Here is an 18,807-nt window from a genome sequence, read left to right as displayed (position 1 = left end):
CATCTGGAAACAGGTAAACCTGCTCATAAGAGGCAAGTTCCGTTGCGTCAGGAGCAAACCCTTGCGTAGCCACTAGACGAAACCCTTCTCGAATCTGGTCATTTCTCATTGATTCTCGATAAAAGGCAACAATCTGCAAACCATCCATCAAATTTCGATTGATCTCATGTTGGCTAGCGATTTGAACAAAGTTACAAAAAGCTTCTCCACGTCCCACAATAAGCATACTCTTCATCTTGCTCCCGCCCCACTCATTCGAATGACTACATAACTGGCTTATGATCAGCAACAACGAGAACATCCATATGACGTATTTGCCTTAATAATTTTTGTAAAACAGAGCCCGTTCTTATCTCTTCCCATCTCGTCCGAGCAGAATGGCCGATGATGACTTGTGTAACATTTTTGCGATCCATCTGCATGACTAATTCACGAAAAATTTGTCTTCGTTCCTGTACCTGATATATTTCAAAGGCTCCACCCATACGTTCCGTTAATAACCTAAGTTTGTCTAACAAGCTAACCTCCTCTTGGGTAAGGGGGTAATGCTCCTGTACATACGCCACATACCAGTCCGCCTTTAATCGATAAGCAATACGAAATCCACGTCGTATCAATCGTTCACTGTCATTTCGTAAATTTACACAGACAAAAATGGTTTCTTGTTTTCGCCATGGTCCACGCAGCGCACCTTTTCGCTCCCAAGCTTCCAGACGCTCATCCACATCATCCGCTACTTCACGCAAGGCGAGCTCTCGTAATGCAATCAGATTTCCCATCTGAAAAAAGTGATTCAATGACTGCTCCACTTTATCTAGGGCATAGATATTGCCTTCTCTCATCCTCTCTTGTAAGGATCTTGGTGCAATGTCGACCAGTTCTATCTCATCTGCTTCATGTAGAATGTGATCAGGAACCGTTTCCCGTATTCGAATACCTGTTATTTGCTCAACGCTGTCATTCAAACTCTCTACATGCTGAATATTCATGGTTGAAATGACAGAAATGCCAGCTTGCAAAATTTTCTCGACATCTTCATATCTTTTTAGAAATCGACTATTGGGCACATTGGTATGGGCTAATTCATCCACTAGAACCACTTCCGGATTGCGTTTAATAATAGCCGCTGTATCCATCTCTTCCAAAAGAACATTCTTATAAGGAATCACCTTTCTTGGGATAATAGTCAGCTTATCTATTTGCTCGTGGGTCTCTTTTCGTCCATGAGTTTCCAATAGTCCAATTACAACATCAATACCACTGTGTAAAAGTTCATTCGCCTCACGAAGCATCGTGTACGTCTTTCCTACACCAGGAGCTGCACCTACATAGATTTTTAATTTTCCACGCTTAATTCGCTTAATTTCCCTTTCCATCTCCTCAGCAGAAAGACGGCGAAAAGGATGGCTAACAATTCCGCGATGGCGTTTAGCAGGAAGAACTCGCCCCCCGCTTGTCGCCGCACGATCCGCCACAATTAAGACATCTGTATTTTTGCTTTTGCGCAAAATCTTGTTAATAATGGAGCCATGCAAAATTTCTTCCCACCGGCTTCGTTTGGACTGCCCCATTACGATACGGGTAATGTTACGTTGCATCGCGTGCCGCACAATTTCTTTGGCAACGTCACTTTCCTTAGATAGCGGGACTTCTTCAAAGCTCCCCCCCACTTTTTCCGTTAAAGTCACCATAGACCGTTTAAAGGTTGCCTCTTCCTTAGACATCACCTGTTTGCTATCACGAAAGCAAGCGACGACCAGCTCAGCTCCCAATCGTTTGGCTACCTGTTGACCACGACGAATCAAGATCGAACCATTCCAATGATATTGCACAGTAACCAGAATTCGCTCACTAGCCCCAGAAGGCCCAAGTATTCCTTGCTGTTCCCTATATTCATCTAAATCATCATTCACTTCTCCTGCCACAAATCGTAGCGCTAATTCTCTTAGCACAGCCAGATTATCATGGCGGTACAAACGTTGATGCTTTGACTTAGGTTTGGACCATCCTTCTCCCTGACTAGGCGAGTTGGGGGAAATACTCCCCTCTTGCAATCTTTTTAGAATTACTTCCGGTGTCACATCAAGTAGCTTTACCTCGTCTGCTTCGGCTAGAGTCTCATTGGCTACACAATCTTCTACAGGAACGGGTACTCCCGTTAATCGCTGGGCTATTCCTTTCATCCCCTCAAGCTCATAGATATTTACTGTAGTGATAACACTAATATTGTGTTCCAATAGATAACGTACGTCCTCGATTCGGGTACGGCGCATTGCTTCCGGTCGATTACGATGCGCCAACTCATCTACCAAGACAACCTCTGGATCACGTCTCACGATCTCCTCGACATCAAGGTCCTCTCTCTGAACACCTTTATCACACCAGACCATAGCAGGTATTACATCGAGTCCCTCTAGCTTCTCTTGATTCTTCCCTTGATTCATTGCATGCGTACGAATGACCCCAATAACCACATCCAAGCCTTTTTTTCGGAGACGTTGCCCTTCTAACAGCATGTGATAGGTTTTTCCTGAGCCACTCACAGCACCCAAAATAATTTGCAAGCGACCTTTATGGATTTCCGAAATGGAGCGCAAGATTTCCTCTGGCGTTTTTCGGCGAAAGTCTTCCATTTACTTCACCTGATCCAACGCTATGTTTAGCTCCAATACATTTACTCGTTTTTCACCAAACAAGCCCAAGGATCGATCTTCTGTGTGCTTACTAATGAGCTGATTAAGTTGCTCAATAGTCAAATTGCGTACTGCTGCAATGCGTGGCACCTGAACACGAGCCGCTTCTGGTGTAATATGCGGATCAAGTCCTGAAGCTGAGTTTGTTACTAAGTCAGCTGGTACTGCTGCTTGCACAATAATAGGATTCGCAACTAAGAAAGCCGCTACATCTTTTTTGGTTCGTTCTATTAGTTCTGGATTAGAAGGAGCATAGTTATTAGAACCTGAACCAGCTGCATTATATTCTATAGAAGAAACACGTCCAGAAAAGTATTTAGGGTCTGTAAACGTTTGACCAATCAGCTTCGATCCTACTACATTACCGTTTGCATCAGTAATTAGACTTCCATTTGCTTGTATTGGCATTAGAGCCTGCGCGATACCCGTCATGAGCAAGGGATAAATAACGCCGCAGATCAGTAGCAACACAAGACTGACGCGTATATTTTTTAACATGATAACTCACCTTTTCTTTCCTTATTTTTTCTAGTGCAAACCAACTACCACCAGAAGCATATCCAACAGCTTAATACCGACAAAAGGAGCAATGACACCCCCCAATCCGTAAATAAACAGATTGCGAGATAATAGCTTGGTAGCACTCATTGGTGTATATTTGACACCTTTCATTGCCAACGGTATTAACAGCGGGATAATAATCGCGTTAAACAGCAATGCTGACAAAATTGCGCTCTGTGGAGTAGCTAGCTGCATGATGTTCAAAGCTTGCATCTGAGGAATTGCTACCATGAGCATCGCAGGGATAATGGCAAAATACTTCGCAATATCATTTGCGATGCTGAAGGTAGTAAGAGCTCCGCGAGTCATGAGAAGCTGTTTCCCTATAGCTACTACCTCAATGATTTTGGTCGGATCAGAATCTAGATCTACCATGTTCGCTGCTTCTTTTGCGGCAATTGTACCGCTATTCATTGCCAAGCCCACATCTGCTTGAGCCAAAGCAGGTGCGTCATTGGTACCATCGCCTGACATAGCTACCAATTTTCCTTGTGCCTGTTCCTGACGAATGACCGCAATCTTATCCTCTGGTTTCGCTTCCGCAATAAAATCATCTACACCAGCTTCACGTGCAATGGTAGCCGCTGTTAATGGATTATCACCCGTACACATAACAGTCCTAATCCCCATACGGCGTAACTCTTCAAAGCGCTCACGCATGCCTGCCTTTACTGTATCTTTCAAATAAATGACGCCCAGTACACGATTATCATCTACCACCGCTAATGGAGTACCACCTTCTCTAGCAATTTGATTCGCTGTATTCTCCAAATCGCTAGGAACCCGACCACCGCTTTCTACAACATAGTTTTTAATTGCATCAACGGCCCCTTTTCTTACCATGCGACCATTTGGAAAATTTGTACCACTCATACGGGTTTCCGCTTTAAATTCCACTCCTTCTGTTCCTGAAATCTGCCATTCTGATTGAGGAACTCCCAATTTTTTAGCTAGTTCCACAATGGAGCGTCCCTCTGGTGTTTCGTCATGTAGGGAGCTGTGTAGAGCCGCCCGATATAACTCTTCTAGCTTTATGCCCCCCACCGCCACGATTACAGAGGCCATACGGTTTCCGTACGTAATTGTTCCCGTCTTATCCAAGATGATGGTATTAATATCACCCGCTGCTTCGACCGCTTTACCTGACATGGCAATTACATTATATTGAGTGACCCGATCCATTCCAGCTATCCCAATGGCAGATAACAATCCACCAATGGTCGTTGGGATGAGGCAAACCAGCAAAGCTACCAAAGTTGCGACCGGAATCACCACGTTTACATAGGAAGCAATAGGTATCAATGTCGTGCACACGATTAAAAAAATTAATGTTAAGCTAACCAATAGCGTATTTAAAGCTAGCTCGTTAGGTGTTTTTTGGCGTTTCGCTCCTTCAACCAAACTGATCATTCGGTCTAAGAAAGATTCCCCAGGATCTGTGGTTACACGCACCGTAATTCGGTCACTCACCACGCGAGTCCCGCCAGTAACAGAGCTAAAATCTCCCCCTGCTTCTTTAATGACTGGAGCTGATTCTCCCGTAATGGCCGACTCATCGACGGATGCCACTCCTTCAATAATTTCACCATCACTTGGTATTAACTCATTGGTGTTGATGATGACTATGTCACCTTTGCGTAGCTCTGTGGAATTGACCACTTTTATCAATCCATTTTTTTGTAACAGATTCGCTTTCATATCTTGTTTGCTTTTTTTCAAACTATCAGCCTGTGCCTTACCGCGTCCTTCTGCCAAAGCCTCGGAAAAATTGGCAAACAGGATGGTTACGAATAAAATGATGCTCACGATACTGTTGTAAAAGGCATTGGACTCGCCACCAAAAGCACTTGGCATAACGCTTAAAAATAGCGTAATAACAAAGCCTATTTCCACCACAAACATGACGGGATTTTTAATCATTAATCGTGGATCTAATTTTTTGAAGGCATTGATGATCGCCTGCCAGACTATCTCCTTGGTGACCAAGGATGTTCGTTGATTACTCATAGAGAAAGACTCCTTTTCTTCATTAACGTATGGACAGCCACTCAGCAACAGGACCAAGTGCAATCACAGGGAAGAATGTTAACGCACCCACAATGAGTACAGTGGCAAGCAAGATTCCCATAAATACTGTATTATCCGTGCGGAAAGTACCAATTGTTTCCGGTACAGGTTTTTTCATCATAAGTGAGCCTGCTACAGCAAGCATTAATATGATAGAAAAGTAACGTCCAAATAACATAACTAGACCTGTGGAAATATTCCAGAATGGTGTGTTGTCTGCCAAGCCTTCAAATCCTGAACCGTTATTAGCGGCTGAAGACGTAAATTCATACACCACTTGGGAGATACCATGGAAGCCCGCATTAGAAATGGAGCTTGTGCCCATCTCGCTAGCCAGAGCAATAGCAGATGGAGCTAGGATAATCAAAGGATGAATTAAAATAGTAATAGCTATTAATTTCATCTCTTTACTTTCAATCTTACGTCCCAAGTATTCTGGTGTACGACCAACCATTAATCCTGCAATGAACACGGCCATCATGGCATACATCAGAATGTTCATTGTGCCAACACCCTCGCCGCCAAACACGCAATTTAGCATCATTTGAGCTAAAGGAACCATTCCACCGATCGGCGTTAAGGTATCATGCATGTTATTAACTGTTCCTGTAGTAGCTGCTGTGGTCACTGCGGTAAACAGAGCCGACTGTGCAATACCAAAGCGTACTTCTTTTCCCTCCATACTACCGTTTGCCTGTGACAGGCCTGCTTGTGCTAACGCTGGATTTCCGTTCGATTCTGCTACATACACAATCGTCAAGAAAGTCAGGAACATTAGAAACATGGCAACAAATATCATAAGGCCCTGCTTTTTATTGCGTGTCATAGCACTAAAAGTAAACGGTAAGGAGGCCGGGATGAGAAACATAGATAAGATTTCAATAACATTTGTTAGAGGTGTAGGGTTCTCAAAGGGATGCGAAGAGTTAACCCCGAAGAATCCACCTCCGTTTGTGCCAATATGCTTAATTGATTCCAAGGAAGCCACAGGTCCACGAGCGATTTGTTGTTCTGCTCCTTGTAACGTAGTAGCCGTTACTGTTGGACTCATGGTTTGAGGCACCCCTAGAGCTACCAACAGCAAGGTAACAAACACAGCCAATGGTAATAACACACGAGTATGCGCTCGAATCAAATCTACATAGAAGTTTCCAATCTGCTTTTGTCCTGTAATTCCTCTCATAAAGGCCATCACAACAGCTATGCCAGTAGCGGGGGTAGTAAACATCAAATAGATAATAACCGTCATTTGGGACAGGTAGGACAATCCTGACTCCCCGCTATAATGTTGTAGGTTGGTATTTGTTAAAAAACTAGCTACTGTATTAAAAGCAAGTAATGGTTCCATGCCTTCAATCTTACTGGGATTCCCCGGCAAGAAACCTTGCATTCTCACAATCAAATACCCAATTACAAACATGACTAAATTGCTAAGTAAAACTGCTCCTGCGTACTGTTTCCATGTCATTGCTTTTATTTGGATGCCAGAAGCTCTATATATCAATCGTTCAAACCCTCCAAATATTCGGTCTAGTTTGGTGACCTCCCATGAAAAGGCCTGCGCCAAGTAACGGCCACATAATATGGCCAGGATGAGCAAAATCCCTAACACTACAGCAATTTGCAACAGATCCACAACAGTTCCTCCTAACGTTTCTTCAGATTACAGTTGGTTTTATTAATACTTTTCAGGATGAATCAATGCATCAATGAGATAGAGGATAACCCCTGCAACGATGATCATGAGTATAATCAACGCTTTTCTCTCCCTTCTTCTGTTACCACTTTATCGCAGAATGCCATCATTCCATAAAACAGACCAAATGCACCTGCTACTAGTAAAATTGCAACCATATCCATCCTTTTTTCCTCCTCTGCCAACTGTCTGATCAACGTTTGACAATCTGTGCTTCCCCTGTGTTCTTCCTTTACTCTACAAATGAAGTTCACCTTGGAACAAAAAATAGACCAATGCTTGCCCCTATCTCAACGGTAAAAGTGAACATGATAACAAACGGGGCAAGTCATACCTTCTCCCTAGCGAAGCAATTATTGCATCACCAGAGCATACCCATTTGTTTCAATGTTCAACCGTCAAGAAAGAAGCACTCATTGGTCTACCTAACGCCCAGCTAGCAATACGCTCTCTTTGCGTTCTGTCTCCCTAATCCTCTTTCGTACAGTTGTACGTGTTATGTTAAAAAAGTAAATGCAAGCAAAACAAAAAGACCTACACGTTCACGCTTGAGGGAAAAAGAAAAAAACCCTCAGTAAATACAGGTGGTCTCATTGACCTCCTTCGCTTTAGCCGACGAAGTTAGCTGACGGGTAGGATGGCGAAAGAGTTACTCATCCCTTCTACAACTTGTAGAATTAACCCCAGTAAAAAGTGGGTCCTCCGTTCCCGAATGCCTCGGGATTTGGCCGTTATGCTGTTGCTTACGAGTCTTATTATACGTCCATTATTTTATTCTGTTAACAGCGATCTAGCGACAAAAACTGGCAATTTTGCGTAAAATTAAGCATTTTTGAGGAAACAATCTCATGTTTCCTCAGCCAATCTCATTATTTTATCTATTATCTTTTGTTTTCTCTTTTTGTACAAGCTTGTATGTCTGTATAAATTGAAAAATCTCATCTTCCTGATCGATCGAAAAAACAGGAATGGACATCTTTTGCGTTGGCAGCCAACTTACCATCGCGACGATGTTATGTAGCTTATCTAATAGCTCCAGATCTGCCTCCCGACGGATAACCACAATTTTCGGGTAGGACTCCTGTTTAAAGCCCTCCACCAAAATTAGATCGGCTCCTTGCTGGCTCATCCTCGAGATAAGCTGTGGGAGAGGCACCGCATCATTCTCCATCCAAGCTGTTTGAGTAGCGGATTGAATAGCCACCATGGGAGCCCCTGCCTGCCGGAAGTTCCACGTATCTTTTCCACGCTGATCTAATTCAAAATCATGACCATCATGTTTGATTACACCCAGTCGTACTCCCGCTTGTGTAAATCGCTCAATTAGCTTGCATAGCAATGTTGTTTTTCCAGAATTAGAGTACCCCACAAATTGCATAACGATAGTTGTAGGGTCTAGTCTACTTAATTCATTGTTCATTTTTCTCCTCCTAACAAATTTTTGCTGTTCCATTCTTTTATTGCCTCTTCGTAATCGGCAGGTGTATTCATATTAAAAGCGGTCATGTCATCCCACGATTCATCCGTTACTTCTTTTACAGTCATCCTTTCCAGTACCTTCATTACCCGGTAATCTCCACGATCTAGTGCATCCTTCCAAATTTCTTTTGTTTGTTTATGATAAAGTGCTAATAACGGTTGCAATCGGCCTCCCGTTTTAGGTACTACAGCATTCATTCTTCTATTTTCATCTAAACGATCGTTTAAATTCTCTAGTAAGTGTTGCAAATGCACTGTACGTAAAAATGGTAAATCACAGGATACAACCAAATACCACTCTTCCTGTCGAATAGACATGCCAGAATAAATACCGCTAATCGGGCCATGTGAAGCTACAATATCTCGTGTGATAAACACCTTTGTGCCAAGCTCATTTATTTGAGGCAATCTTTCAGGTTCATTCGAGACAATCACACAAGGGTAATGCAGTGGAATTATTTGATCTAGCATATGCATAAGTAGTGGTTTACCTTGCCATTTCAGTAGTTCTTTTGGCTTACCCATGCGACTGCTTTGCCCTCCAGCTAAAATCACAATACATAATGAATTCACCATTTTTCGTCACCTCGCTTATTTTTTCATACTTCTTTCATACATTTATGGATAAATGGCAAAATAGTTATGATGCTATATTCATATGTATAAGTAATTGATATACTAAGACCGTACCTTGTAACAAGTATCACTTACAAGAGAGAAAAGTATGAAGTGAGGGAAAATCTTCATGCCTATAGAAATGAAAACCTTCGTGGATCAGATTTCTCGAGCATTCTGGGAGGATATGAAACGTATCTCTACCCTTGTTGAAAGCATTCCGGGTAAACCGTTATTTTTTGACGGGGACCCTGCTGATTACGTTTATTTAGTGGAAAGCGGTAAAGTTCGTCTGTCAAAGACAAGTACAGACGGAAAGGAACTAACCCTTCAAGTATACAATCCTGGTGAGTTATTTGGTCTGTTCGGTTTGTTTAATTCATCTTTATGCTATAGTGCTACTGCTGTTGTCCTGCAACCCGGAGAACTACGGGTCATCTCACGTACGTCTCTAGAAGAACTTCTCACTGCAAAAGGGGACTATTGCGTAGAATTTCTGCGCTGGATGAGTCTAGAGAACCGTCGCATGCAATCTAAGTTCCGTGATCTGTTGCTAAATGGAAAAACGGGCGCTCTCTATTCGACCTTAATCCGCATGTGTAACACATATGGTCGCCAACATCCTAATGGTATCCTAATTGACCTATCGCTAACCAATAAAGATTTGGCTCAATTTATTGGACTTACTCGCGAAAGTGTTAATCGTTTATTAGGTGAATTAAAAAAATTAGATGTGATTGAACCTCTGCCAAATGGCTACATTTTGGTCAAAGACATTCACTATTTACGTGAAAAAATATGTTGCGATGATTGTCCACCAGATATTTGTCGTTTGTAACATAGTAGCATTACTATCTATAGCGATTTTGAAAATCCTCTTTTGTCGAAAAAGGGGATTTTTTTCTTGTAAAAGTGTAACAGGATGATAATCTGCTAGATCTCACTTATCTCTAAATCATGATTACGTACTATACACGATCAATGAAGAAAAGCCTGTTGAATAATACTCAACAGGCTTCTTTCTATTCCACTATTTCTTATTCAGCAATGTAAGACCATTTGTAATCGACGAAGCCAAGTGCATCAAGAAATACGCCTTTTACTTTTTCGTTTTGAATCCAGTTTTGTGTACGGTAGTAGATTGGAATTACTGGCATTTCATCCATGATGATTTGCTCTGCTTCTGCAAACAATTGCGTACGTTTCGCTGGATCTGTTTCAGATGCGGACTTGATCAACAACTCTTTGTATTTTGCATTTTCCCAGTTTGTATCGTTATTACCGCCTTTTTTATCACGGTACTGTTCTAAGAAGTTGATTGGATCATTGAAGTCAGCAGACCAAGCCATACGACCGATTTGATAGCTACCTTGGTGCAACCTATCAATGTATACTTTCCACTCAGTGTTTTCTAATCTAACATCTACGTTCAGATTCTTTTTCCATTGATCCTGAATCGCTTCAGCAATTTTTTTGTTACCTTCCAATGTATTGAAGGACAGTGTAATTGGAGGTAGCTTGCTGATACCAAGCTCTTTCATACCCTCATCCAATAATTTTTTAGCTGTATCTGCATCGTTATCTTTAAAGTAGCCTTCTGGTTTAATTGCCATAGTTGGAGGCAAGATACCCATTGCTGGTCGCTCTCCAGCTTGTGTAATGTTGTCTACAATCGCTTTACGATCCATTGCATAGGCAAAAGCTTTACGGATTTTTGCGTTAGTAAACGGTGCTTTTTCTGTGTTGAACTTGTACCAATAGATAGAGGCAGTAGGCTTCACCTTAAGGCTACCATCTGCTTTCTTAATAGGCACAGCATCTGTTGGTAAATCTCCAACTGGTTTACCTGCCCAATCCAGATCACCATTATCAAACATGGAAAGCTCCGTGTTGCCATCATCGATCATAGAGAACTCGATTTTCTCCATTTTTACAGAATCTTTATCCCAGTAGTTTTCATTCTTGGTCAACACAATTTTACTCTTATGTTCCCAAGTATCTAGCTTGAACGGGCCATTACCTAAATGGGTTTTTGCATCTTTCGCCCAATCTGGATTTGCAGTATCTAATTTTTGATTAACAGGGTAGTATGTGTAGAAAGCTGTTAGCTCCAGGAAGAATGGAGTAGGATTTTCTAAAGTAACTTCTAATGTTTTATCATCAAGAGCTTTAACACCTACGTCTTCTAATTTCCCTTTATTCTTATGGTAGGCTTCAGCACCTTTAATATAATAAAGCTGATAAGCATAGCTAGCTGCTGTTTTTGGAGTTAGAACACGCTTCCAAGCATATTCATAGTCTTTGGCAGTAACAGGTTCACCATTTGACCATTTTGAATCACGCAATGTGAATGTATATGTTTTTAAATCATCAGAAATTTTAATGTCAGCAGCAACAGAATTATGGGGCTTGCCGTCTTCACCTACACGAGTTAAACCATCGAAAGTAGAACGAACAATTGCCCCAGAAGTAGCATCCTCTGTAAGACCCGGATCAAGCGTCGGAGGTTCAGATGCAAGGTTTAAATGAAGGGATTGGTTGCCACCAGCTTTTGAATCTTCAGACTTTTTAGATTCGTTATTAGCTGGAGCGGCTCCGTTACCGTTACTTGTACCACAGCCTGCAAGAGCAGTACCTAATACAAGTACGGAACTCATCAGCACAAATATATTTTTCTTCATAGTTGTAAATCCCCCTTTTATGTTTATAACGATAGACATGAATAAAGTTTATACTAATTTTATTTTTAGGTTTTATCAAATAAAACAAAATTAAACATTATGAACTGTATTAACGAAAATAAAAGAGCGTTCGCTACATACATGCGATTGCTCTTACTTTCATTTTATTTTTTTTCATACCCATTTATAACTACATCTAGTTTACCTGTACTTGGATCAATGATTAAACCATGAATCGGTATTCCAGGAGGCAGTATAGGATGATTACTAATCATATCTACACTCTCTTTCACTGCATCGGTCACATTATCAAAACCCCGCAACCATTTTTCTAATTTAATCCCTGCATTTTTTAGTAGATCTAAGGAATCTGGTGAAACGCCTCTCTCTCGAACCTTTTCCAAAAAGTGTGTAGGATTGATCGCACTCATTCCACAATCATAATGCCCTACCACCATGACCTCTTCTGCTTGTAATTCATAGATAGCCACTAAGATACTTCTCATAACCGCCCCAAATGGATGAGAGACGATAGCTCCTGCTGTCTTAATGATCTTAACATCCCCATTTTTGACGTTCATTGCGTGAGGAAGAAGTTCTACCAGTCTCGTGTCCATACATGAAATGACAACCAACCGCTTATCAGGAAACTTGGTTGTTGTGAACTCCGTATATTTCTGATTTTCTACGAACTTTTGATTGTAATCTAAAATCTCCTCAAGTTTTCCCACGCTTCTTCACCTCGACTTTTCTCATATTGGCTGGCCCACTAACTCACATACTATGCCTATTATATGTTCTCTTTTGTACCTTATTATTTTCGTGATTTACCTGTTCAATACCTTTTTGTGGGTGTAAAAACTACAACTGTGTAAATGTTTGATAGATCAAGAAAACATTTAGTGCAATAATGACACCACTCACCAGCCACGCAATGGCGGTAACCCACTTCTTATTGACGAACTCACCCATTTTGGTTTTGTTACTGGTAAACTGCACAAGAGGTATGATCGCAAAGGGTAGCTGAATAGATAGAATCACTTGGCTTAAAATGAGTAATTCTGTGGTTCCTTTTTCTCCGTATAACGCAGTAACAATCACCGTCGGCACTATAGCGATCAAGCGTGTGATCAAGCGGCGCAACCAAGGTGTAATGCGGAAATTGATAAAACCCTCCATAACAATCTGACCTGCTAATGTTCCAGTTAGAGTAGAATTTTGACCAGATGCTAGTAAAGCTACACCAAAAAAGATACTTGCTGCTGTCGTTCCAAGCACAGGGGTAAGTAAATGATACGCGTCTCCAATCTCCGCTACATCCTTCATGCCAGCCTGATGAAACGTAGAAGCTGACAAAATTAAGATAGATGCATTGATGAACAAGGCAAAGAATAGAGCAATCGTAGAGTCCAATCGAGCATATTTAATCGCTTCCCGTTTCCCACTCTGTGTCCGTTCGAAATCACGAGTCTGAACAATAGAGGAGTGCAGATAAAGATTATGTGGCATGACAGTAGCACCAATAATACCAATGGCGATATATAGCATCGCAGGGTTCGTCACCACTTCTGTACGTGGGATAAATCCTTGCATGACCTCACCTATTTGAGGCTGAGCCAATAGTATTTCAACTCCGAAACAAACTCCGATAGTACCTATTAAGGCAATAACAATAGCTTCTATATATCTGAATCCTTTATTTTGTAAAAACAACACCAGCAAAACATCTATTGCTGTAATCAGCACACCATAAATTAGCGGGATTCCAAACAACAAATTTAACGCAATAGCTGATCCAATCACCTCTGCTAAATCGCAAGCGGCAATGGCTATCTCACATAGGACCCATAAGCCCATGGATACTGGTTTGGAATAATGATCACGGCAAGCCTGAGCTAAATCACGACCCGTTACGATACCCAATTTACCTGCCAAGGCTTGTAAAAACATCGCCATCAAATTTGAAAGAAGAATCACTGATAAAAGTGTATAACCAAATTGAGAACCTCCTGCCAAGTCGGTCGCCCAATTTCCAGGGTCCATATATCCAACAGCGACCAGATATCCAGGCCCTGCAAAGGCTAAAAATTTACGAAATTTAGACGCATTTTTGGGTACACGCATCGAGCTGTGTACTTCTTGTAAGGAAGGCTGGGTAATTCCTCTTCTCCATCCCTTTTCCTGTTCCAATACTACTGATTCTTGTTGTTGATCAGCCATCTGAGATCACTCTTCCCACTTCTCTTCTTTTATTTTCACGTGCTTTCTTTCCTCACTATAATGAGTATCTTCGGTTACTCCTTTTCCTTGACGCCCATTTTTTGTAATAGGGAAACTTTATGATAATTATTATAAACACCTCAATTAAAATGTAAATAGCCTACTCCCTCATCCTATTCACATAAAGGTGTTTCTGTTTGTTGTTTACCTAACATAAATGGGCTATACTGGATGGGAAAGAAATCTTTTAACTACTTTTAAATAGAAAGAAGGGGAGTATCACAATGACTAGAAAGAAAATCGCCGGACTATTTCTACTATTGGCTCTCATCATAAATACGCTGGCTGTCCTTACAGTTGGCTTTGTAGCTTATTCCAGTGGGGTCACAACTTCCCAAGATATCATGAATATCTTCTTTGTCTATAACACATCTGGCGTTCCATTTTACTTCATCTTATTTATAATTTGGTTGAACAACAATGAACAGCATCATTACCAAGAATAGTCCATTTTTTTAGTAGTGAGGCCCCTACCCAAGCACTTTATTTATGAAAACATAGGATAAAGTACATCTTATTGGGAGGGATTAAGCCATGAGTGTTTTCGATGGATGCCGCAACAACTTTGAAATCGTCTTGGTTCTATTTATTCTATTGGTAATTGTTGTTTGCTGGTGTAATAACTAGGTAACGTAGAATCGCAATAAGTATAAGCTTTGCTGATGATAGGCACACGGCAAAGTTTTGTATGGTCTGTATCGAAGAAAATTTTCACGCATGTTTATGTATGTATAACAAAAAATCCAGGGTATAAACGCCCTGGATTTTTTCATTCTCTTCTATTTATGAACCTTGCAAGCGTGGAGCTGTGTCTATCTCCTCGTCTCCTAATCTCTTCGTAAAGCTTAGGCGCCAACTAGCAGATAATGCTTCTACCATTAATATTCTCTTTATCGCTTGCTTGTTCTTTTTATCGCGATGCATAATTTGATTGGCAAATGCAATCGTCACACCATGAGGATCTTTTTCAATCAATGTCATAGGGTCTTCCTGTGAAATTTCTCCTTCTTGTAAAACCCGTAGATAAAAACCCGTATAACCTGTATCCTGCACTTGTACTGCTAGGTCGTTCACATCGTAGCGTTTCGCCAATTTATGACAAGGCTGCCTTGGTTGGGTAACCTGCACCACAGCATCGCCGATCTGATAAATATCCCCGATACACACTTCATCTTCTAGCAATCCTTCTATGGTTAAATTTTCTCCAAATGCAGAAACGGGCATTGATCTACCAAGAGTCTTCTCCCAATAAGGATAATGCTCAGCTGCATAGACGCATACCGCTTTATCTACCCCACCGTGATACTTCAAATCTGCTTGAGCATCACCTTGCAACTGTGTTTTAGAAAGATAGAGGGGGCCTGTTACCGGTTGTTTACATATGCCTGTTACTACCTCTTGCTCTTTATAAGAAAGAACTTGAGGCTGTCCTACATTTACAGAAAGGATTCTAGCTTGTACCTGTGACATGGTTGTTTTTTCCTCCTTGGCTATCTATTACTAGCCATTATACAGGGTATGACTGCCTAGATCAGCTTGTTTTTACGTTACGAACAGCCATGACAATATACACAGCAGCTAGCCCCCACGTGATCGCACCAATAGGAATAGAAAGTGCCAATAACACCATAATTCCTTTGATAAGGAAAGGAACTGGTAGGCTAAAGACAGCCATTTTAAAGGTTTGACCAAATGATAGTTCCTTTTTAGTTATGTTGCTGACAATGTAGCCGAATATGCCAATGATAAACGCAGTAAACAAGGTGCTGAAGATCATGTAAATAAAGATACAAGCAAATATGATAGCCCAGATCATGTTTTCTTTACTCACTAACCAATCTACAAGTCCGACAAATTCTTGTTTAGTCATATTTCCCAAGCCAGAATCAATATAATTAACTTCTCTTACAAAAACTCCATGTTCTACAAAGGTCGCCTTTACTTTTCCAAAAATCACTACATATGGGCCTTTTGGATAACCCTCTGCTTTTACTTGATTGTTAGGGTCAAAGACCAGCATGTTGTTAGGCGAAAAAATTGGTTGATCAGTCTGCATGTTCAGAACATCATCTTTAAAAGTAAAATCAGGTGTGCTATTTAGTACTGCCTGTGCCTCTTTTAAGAACGTATTCGTTGTATTATAGAAACTGAAAAAACCAAACACGCTAATAAGTAACGCGAGAAATAAGATAAATCCGAATACGACCCCAGCTTTCTTGTGCACGAGCTGACCTAGGTCTTTCGGTTTCAACAAGCTCATTTTTAATGAATCAAACAAAATAATATCCTCCTTTTTAGCAGTTAGATTGTTATATAACATGTTCATCCATCTGCTTATCCCCTCGAAATCGAGATAATATTTACCTTCTTATATTATAGAGGAGAAACCTTCTGTTCACCTTATCACAATCTAAAAGTTATCTTAAAATTATCATTTCCCTCGTTGAACAAAGATAAGTAATCAACTTCCCACTACATGTAAATATTAGAATAAGAGAATACATTTGTTTTATTTTTTGTTTAAAATGTAACATCTATGTCTTTTGTACGTGTTACTCTAAAGATATCGTTTTGCTTAGAAAAGAACGGAGGAGAAAACGTGTCATATACCATACTAATCGCTGATGATGAGAGAGAGATCGTTGAACTTTTAACACTCTATCTGGAGAAGGAAGATTTTCATGTGATAGAAGTTCATAATGGCGATAGCGTTTTACCTATTTTGGCTCAAAAAAAAGTTGACTTGGCTATCCTTGATATTATGATGCCCGGTAAAGATGGGTTTCAGCTTATTAAGGAGATTAGGCAATTCTATAATATTCCCATCATGTTTTTGTCAGCTCGTACCCAAGATCATGATGTAATTTTAGGTCTTGGACTTGGAGCAGATGACTACATTACAAAACCGTTTAATCCTCTAGAAGTCATCGCACGTATTCAGGCTCTCCTTCGCCGTGTCCATGAATTTACTCCTACTTTTGAAGTAACCGTTAATCCTGAGGACCAACTCATTAAAATCGGGAAAATGACTCTAGATAAGACAAGCTGTCTCGTCTATCGTAAAGAGGAAACCATCTCTCTCACTTCTATTGAATACAAAATTCTAGAACTCTTAATGGTTAGTGCAGGACAAGTATTTACCAAAAAGAAGATATATGAAGCAGTATGGGGTGATTTTTATGCCAATGATGATAATACCATCATGGTGCATATAAGCAAATTGCGTGAAAAAATCGAGGATGATCCAAAACAACCAACTTATATTAAAACCATTCGAGGATTGGGGTATAAATTTGAAAAAATGGTTGGAGCGTAAAAAATCACGAAGCCTCTATACTTCCCTCATCCTTGATTACTTTATCTTTAATTTTTTACTCATGGTTGTTTTAATTGGACTTGCCATCTATATTCTCAACGTTGCTGCCAACCGTCTAGAAAATATGGATATTGTTGATGTAAAGATTGACGCTTCTAATTACAAACAGGAAGATCAACGTAAAGAGCTACTTCCTCAATTGGAAAGTATCGGAGGCTGGCTAGAACATCTTGATTCTAATAAACAACTCGTACAGGTTTATGGTAAAAAATCTGATGATATGAATCACTATTCAGAGAACCAATTATTCGATCTTTTACAAAATCATGATCAACAGCCCTATTACTACTCGATGTACCAGAATACTTTTGATCAAGGAAAGCAGTATTTATTACTAAAAATACCTAGAGATAATATACTCGTATCTAAGGATATTAAACAGGCATATATTTTTGATCCGTTTGCTAAAAGCTTTATGTCCTATTTAGGCATGTTCGCTATGATTATGCTTGTTTTCATTGTGTTATATATTTACTGGACCGCTCGCCGTATCAAAAATCCACTGATTATCATTTTAGATGCACTGACAAAGATGACGGATGGTGACTATAGTGCCCGCATTCACTTAAAGGCCGAGCATGAATTCGTGCAAATCCGTGATACTTTTAACTATATGGCGAATGTATTGGAAGAGACGCGCCGCGAAAATGAAGTGTTGGAAAAAGGCAAACAGCGTATGTTAATGGATATCTCCCATGATTTGAAAACACCGATCACCAGTATTCAAGGGTATGCCAAGGCCTTGAAAGAAGGCATGGCCACGGACGAAGAGCGAAAACAGCGATATTTAGAGTATATCTATCAAAAATCAATTCGGGTAAACCATCTCATTAACAACCTGTTTGAACTTCTTACATTAGATGCCCCGGAGTACAAATTACATTTACGTCTAGAAGAGATTACAGAGTTTGTCCGTGATATGGTTGTGTTGCATTATACAGAAATGCTGGATAAGCAATTTCATTTACAATTAGATATACCGGAACGAGAAATATATCTGTACTTTGACCGTATTCAAATAACTCGCGTATTAAGTAATTTATTGGTAAATGCGATTAAATATAACCCTGCTGGAACAACCATGCGCATATCGTTATCAGAAGAAAAATATCACGTAGTTATTATGATTGCTGATGATGGAATCGGTATTTCCGAAGATATTAAAGAAAATATTTTTGAACCATTTGTTCGAGCTGATTCTTCCCGAGCAAGTGAAGGTGGAACAGGTCTTGGCTTATCTATTGCTAAACGAATCGTGACCAAGCATGGGGGGACAATCAAACTCACCTCTAATGACACCGAAACTACCATTTTGGTTATTCGTTTACCCAAACCAATTATTTAATGCACCAAACTAAA

General features: G+C 40.4%; 18 protein-coding genes (1 of these 18 running past the window's edge). 5 read left to right on the top strand and 13 right to left on the bottom strand.

Annotated features, from left to right (window positions below):
- The 8 genes from EEL30_08055 to EEL30_08020 form a co-directional block, all read right to left on the bottom strand.
- On the bottom strand, window positions 1-235 hold the 5' portion of the coding sequence (locus tag EEL30_08055) for a hypothetical protein (GenBank protein ID QDX92313.1). It extends 188 nt beyond the left edge of the window; the window shows 235 of its 423 coding nt (coding positions 1-235); it begins with the start codon at window positions 233-235; its stop codon lies off the left edge, out of view.
- A gap of 28 nt (window positions 236-263) precedes the next feature.
- Window positions 264-2,633: a histidine kinase gene (locus tag EEL30_08050; protein QDX92312.1), complete on the bottom strand. Its 2,370-nt coding sequence runs from the start codon at window positions 2,631-2,633 to the stop codon at window positions 264-266.
- Window positions 2,634-3,191, bottom strand: coding sequence for a potassium-transporting ATPase subunit KdpC (kdpC, locus tag EEL30_08045; GenBank protein QDX92311.1), 558 nt, complete (start codon window positions 3,189-3,191; stop codon window positions 2,634-2,636). It lies immediately after the preceding gene.
- 30 nt (window positions 3,192-3,221) lie between these two features.
- On the bottom strand, window positions 3,222-5,261 hold the full coding sequence (kdpB, locus tag EEL30_08040; GenBank protein ID QDX92310.1) for a K(+)-transporting ATPase subunit B: 2,040 nt from the start codon (window positions 5,259-5,261) through the stop codon (window positions 3,222-3,224).
- 22 nt (window positions 5,262-5,283) lie between these two features.
- The gene (gene kdpA, locus EEL30_08035; protein QDX92309.1) at window positions 5,284-6,957 is read right to left on the bottom strand and encodes a potassium-transporting ATPase subunit A; all 1,674 of its coding nucleotides are present in this window, start codon (window positions 6,955-6,957) and stop codon (window positions 5,284-5,286) included.
- A 42-nt stretch (window positions 6,958-6,999) separates the two neighbouring features.
- A complete protein-coding gene (locus EEL30_08030) occupies window positions 7,000-7,065 on the bottom strand; it encodes a potassium-transporting ATPase subunit F (GenBank protein ID QDX95705.1) in 66 nt (21 codons plus the stop codon).
- An 826-nt stretch (window positions 7,066-7,891) separates the two neighbouring features.
- Window positions 7,892-8,437 (bottom strand): molybdopterin-guanine dinucleotide biosynthesis protein B, encoded by a 546-nt coding sequence (mobB, locus tag EEL30_08025; GenBank protein QDX92308.1) that lies wholly within the window; start codon window positions 8,435-8,437, stop codon window positions 7,892-7,894.
- On the bottom strand, window positions 8,434-9,072 hold the full coding sequence (locus EEL30_08020) for a molybdenum cofactor guanylyltransferase (GenBank protein QDX92307.1): 639 nt from the start codon (window positions 9,070-9,072) through the stop codon (window positions 8,434-8,436). The genes mobB and EEL30_08020 overlap by 4 nt, the downstream gene beginning before the upstream one ends.
- A gap of 169 nt (window positions 9,073-9,241) precedes the next feature.
- Between EEL30_08020 and EEL30_08015 the strand changes: the two genes are divergently transcribed.
- Window positions 9,242-9,949 (top strand): Crp/Fnr family transcriptional regulator, encoded by a 708-nt coding sequence (locus EEL30_08015; GenBank protein QDX92306.1) that lies wholly within the window; start codon window positions 9,242-9,244, stop codon window positions 9,947-9,949.
- A gap of 199 nt (window positions 9,950-10,148) precedes the next feature.
- Here the strand turns inward: EEL30_08015 and EEL30_08010 are convergent, their stop codons facing one another.
- The 3 genes from EEL30_08010 to EEL30_08000 all read right to left on the bottom strand — a co-directional run bounded on the left by EEL30_08010 (window position 10,149) and on the right by EEL30_08000 (window position 14,012).
- Window positions 10,149-11,792: a peptide ABC transporter substrate-binding protein gene (locus EEL30_08010; protein QDX92305.1), complete on the bottom strand. Its 1,644-nt coding sequence runs from the start codon at window positions 11,790-11,792 to the stop codon at window positions 10,149-10,151.
- A gap of 164 nt (window positions 11,793-11,956) precedes the next feature.
- Window positions 11,957-12,523: a carbonic anhydrase gene (locus EEL30_08005; GenBank protein ID QDX92304.1), complete on the bottom strand. Its 567-nt coding sequence runs from the start codon at window positions 12,521-12,523 to the stop codon at window positions 11,957-11,959.
- A gap of 130 nt (window positions 12,524-12,653) precedes the next feature.
- Window positions 12,654-14,012: a divalent metal cation transporter gene (locus EEL30_08000; GenBank protein ID QDX92303.1), complete on the bottom strand. Its 1,359-nt coding sequence runs from the start codon at window positions 14,010-14,012 to the stop codon at window positions 12,654-12,656.
- Window positions 14,013-14,296: 284 nt separating this feature from the next.
- Between EEL30_08000 and EEL30_07995 the strand changes: the two genes are divergently transcribed.
- The gene (locus tag EEL30_07995) at window positions 14,297-14,518 is read left to right on the top strand and encodes a hypothetical protein (protein QDX92302.1); all 222 of its coding nucleotides are present in this window, start codon (window positions 14,297-14,299) and stop codon (window positions 14,516-14,518) included.
- Window positions 14,519-14,606: 88 nt separating this feature from the next.
- The gene (locus EEL30_07990) at window positions 14,607-14,699 is read left to right on the top strand and encodes a sporulation protein YjcZ (GenBank protein ID QDX92301.1); all 93 of its coding nucleotides are present in this window, start codon (window positions 14,607-14,609) and stop codon (window positions 14,697-14,699) included.
- 156 nt (window positions 14,700-14,855) lie between these two features.
- On the opposite strand, the gene EEL30_07985 is transcribed toward EEL30_07990, so the two are convergent.
- The gene (locus tag EEL30_07985; protein QDX92300.1) at window positions 14,856-15,542 is read right to left on the bottom strand and encodes an MOSC domain-containing protein; all 687 of its coding nucleotides are present in this window, start codon (window positions 15,540-15,542) and stop codon (window positions 14,856-14,858) included.
- 61 nt (window positions 15,543-15,603) lie between these two features.
- Complete coding sequence (locus tag EEL30_07980; GenBank protein ID QDX95704.1) at window positions 15,604-16,350, bottom strand: DUF1189 domain-containing protein; 747 nt, start codon at window positions 16,348-16,350, stop codon at window positions 15,604-15,606.
- A gap of 321 nt (window positions 16,351-16,671) precedes the next feature.
- On the opposite strand from EEL30_07980, the gene EEL30_07975 reads away from it, so the two are divergent.
- Both EEL30_07975 and EEL30_07970 read left to right on the top strand, forming a co-directional pair.
- Entirely contained in the window at window positions 16,672-17,388 is a 717-nt protein-coding gene (locus EEL30_07975) for a DNA-binding response regulator (protein QDX92299.1), read from the top strand.
- Entirely contained in the window at window positions 17,366-18,793 is a 1,428-nt protein-coding gene (locus EEL30_07970) for a sensor histidine kinase (GenBank protein ID QDX92298.1), read from the top strand. The genes EEL30_07975 and EEL30_07970 overlap by 23 nt, the downstream gene beginning before the upstream one ends.
- Window positions 18,794-18,807: the final 14 nt, after the last annotated feature.

The organism is Brevibacillus laterosporus (assembly GCA_007833815.1).
Lineage (GTDB): Bacteria > Bacillota > Bacilli > Brevibacillales > Brevibacillaceae > Brevibacillus_B > Brevibacillus_B laterosporus_D.
Note: the sequence above shows the minus strand (reverse complement) of the source record. Positions and strands in the feature narration are given on the sequence as shown.